We start from the raw sequence: 2,987 nt of genomic DNA on the forward strand, positions 1-2,987 counted from the left end.
AGCAGGCCCGCGGTTGGCAAAAGGGCCGCGGGTTGAAGAAAGTAAGAAAGGGCACACGGGGGATGCCTAGGCTCCCAGAGGCGAAGAAGGACGCGACAAGCTGCGATAAGCACCGGGGATCCGCAAATGGGAATCGATCCGGTGGTTTCCGAATGGGGCAACCTGATGTACTGAAGGTACATCGTATAATACGCGAACGCGCTGAACTGAAACATCTAAGTAGGCGTAGGAGGAGAAAACAATAGTGATTCCGCAAGTAGTGGCGAGCGAACGCGGAACAGCCCAAACCGGCTATGTTACGGCATAACCGGGGTTGTAGGACCACAATGTGGCACGCAGGCGTGAAGTGGAAACCGGAAGGGAAGCCGGTACCATAGGGGGTGATAGTCCCGTACACGTAAGCAAATGCGGCCTAGTGGGATCCTGAGTACCGCGGGGTCGGAGACGCCCTGCGGGAATCCGGCGGCACCATCCGCCAAGGCTAAATACTCCTGGGAGACCGATAGTGGACCAGTACCGTGAGGGAAAGGTGAAAAGAACCCCGAACAGGGGAGTGAAATAGATCCTGAAACCGTGTGCCTACAAGCGGTCGGAGTCCCGGAGCAATCCGGGATGACGGCGTGCCTTTTGCATAATGAGCCTACGAGTTACACTTCACCGGCGAGGTTAACCCATTCAGTGGGGCAGCCGAAGCGAAAGCGAGTCTGAACAGGGCGTGCAGTCGGTGGAGGTAGACGCGAAACCTTGTGATCTACCCTTGGTCAGGCTGAAGGTGCCGTAACAGGTACTGGAGGGCCGCACCGATAAGCGTTGAAAAGCTTCCGGATGAACTGAGGGTAGGGGTGAAAGGCCAATCAAACTGGGAAATAGCTCGTACTCCCCGAAATGTTTTTAGGAACAGCGTTGCGGAGAGTCCTGCGGAGGTAGAGCTACCGATTGGGTGCGGGGGAGTCACATCCTACCAAATCCAGACGAACTCCGAATGCCGCAGGATATACGCAGCAGTGAGGCTCCGGGTGCTAAGGTCCGGGGCCGAGAGGGAAAGAACCCAGACCATCAGCTAAGGTCCCCAAATACACGCTAAGTTGGACTAACGAGGTCCGGCTGCACAGACAGCTAGGATGTTGGCTTGGAAGCAGCCATTCATTTAAAGAGTGCGTAACAGCTCACTAGTCGAGCGGCCGGGCGTGGATAATGAACGGGCATCAAGTGTGTTACCGAAGCTATGGATTTCCGATGCAAATCGGGACTGGTAGGGGAGCATTCCAGCGGGGGCGAATCCCCATCGCGAGATGGGGTGGACTTTCTGGAAAAGCAAATGTAGGCATAAGTAACGATAAGGGGGGTGGGAAACCCCCCCACCGAAAGACCAAGGTTTCCTGATCAACGCTAATCGGATCAGGGTCAGTCGGGGCCTAAGGATAAGCCGAAGGGCGATTCCGATGGACAACGGGTTAATATTCCCGTACTTTTGATGGCTGCGACGCGGGGACGGAGAAGTGACACCACCGCGCACTGACGGAATAGTGCGTTGAAGGGCGTAGGTATACGCATCCCAGGCAAATCCGGGGTGTGTGCTGAAACCCGATAGTACGGCAAAGCTTCGGCGGCGCCGATAGTGTGGGTAATCCTGCTTCCGAGAAAAACCGCTAAGCTCCAGGCCATCAAAACCCGTACCGCAAACCGACACAGGTGGTTGGGGTGAGAATCCTAAGGTGCTCGAGTGAATCATGGCTAAGGAACTCGGCAAAATGGCCCTGTAACTTCGGGAGAAGGGGCGCCCCGCGGTAAGACGCGGGGCCGCAGTGAAAAGGCCCAGGCGACTGTTTAACAAAAACACATGGCTTTGCGAAATCGAAAGATGATGTATAAGGCCTGACACCTGCCCGGTGCTGGAAGGTTAAGGGGGGATGTTAGTCAGCAATGGCGAAGCATTGAACCGAAGCCCCAGTAAACGGCGGCCGTAACTATAACGGTCCTAAGGTAGCGAAATTCCTTGTCGGGTAAGTTCCGACCTGCACGAATGGTGTAACGATCTGGGCGCTGTCTCGGCCATGAGCTCGGTGAAATTGTGGTATCGGTGAAGACGCCGGTTACCCGCAACGGGACGGAAAGACCCCATGAACCTTCACTATAGCTTAACATTGGGACTGGGTGCGTGATGTGTAGGATAGGCGGGAGGCGCCGAAGCGGGTTCGCCAGGATCCGTGGAGCCGTCCTTGAAATACCGCCCTTTGCGTATCCGGTTCCTAACCCCGAAGACTCGGGGGACACTGTTTGGTGGGTAGTTTGACTGGGGTGGTCGCCTCCAAAAAGGTAACGGAGGCTTTCAAAGGTAAGCTCAGTACGTTTGGTAACCGTACGCGGAGTGCAATGGCATAAGCTTGCTTGACTGTGAGGCCGACAAGCCGAACAGGGTCGAAAGACGGACATAGTGATCCGGTGGTTCTGCATGGAAGGGCCATCGCTCAAAGGATAAAAGGTACTCTGGGGATAACAGGCTGATCTCCCCCAAGAGCTCATATCGACGGGGAGGTTTGGCACCTCGATGTCGGCTCGTCACATCCTGGGGCTGGAGAAGGTCCCAAGGGTTCGGCTGTTCGCCGATTAAAGTGGCACGCGAGCTGGGTTCAGAACGTCGCGAGACAGTTCGGTCCCTATCTGTTGCGGGCGTAGGAACATTGAGTGGGGCTGGCCTTAGTACGAGAGGACCGGGCTGGACCGACCGCTGGTGAACCAGTTATGCCGCCAGGTGTACGGCTGGGTAGCTATGTCGGGTTAGGATAAGCGCTGAAAGCATCTAAGTGCGAAACCGGCCACGAGATTAGTGTTCCACTGAGGGTCCCCGTAGACTACGGGGTCGATAGGCCGCAGGTATAGAGGTGGCAACACCACAGCCGAGCGGTACTAATAGCCCGAAGCTTTCTCGCGCAGAGAGACGCTGCTGCCTTCTCGATTTCCTTTTGTTTTCTTCCGATTATATGTCA

The 2,987-nt window shown here is 55.8% G+C and carries 1 rRNA gene; it reads left to right on the plus strand.

The annotated features are described in order from the left end of the window. Window positions 1–35: 35 nt before the first annotated feature. Window positions 36–2,930, plus strand: a 23S ribosomal RNA gene (locus ACMGDE_RS19850). Window positions 2,931–2,987: the final 57 nt, after the last annotated feature.

Origin of the sequence: Parapedobacter brassicae (assembly GCF_051400755.1) — a bacterium.
GTDB lineage: Bacteria > Bacteroidota > Bacteroidia > Sphingobacteriales > Sphingobacteriaceae > Parapedobacter.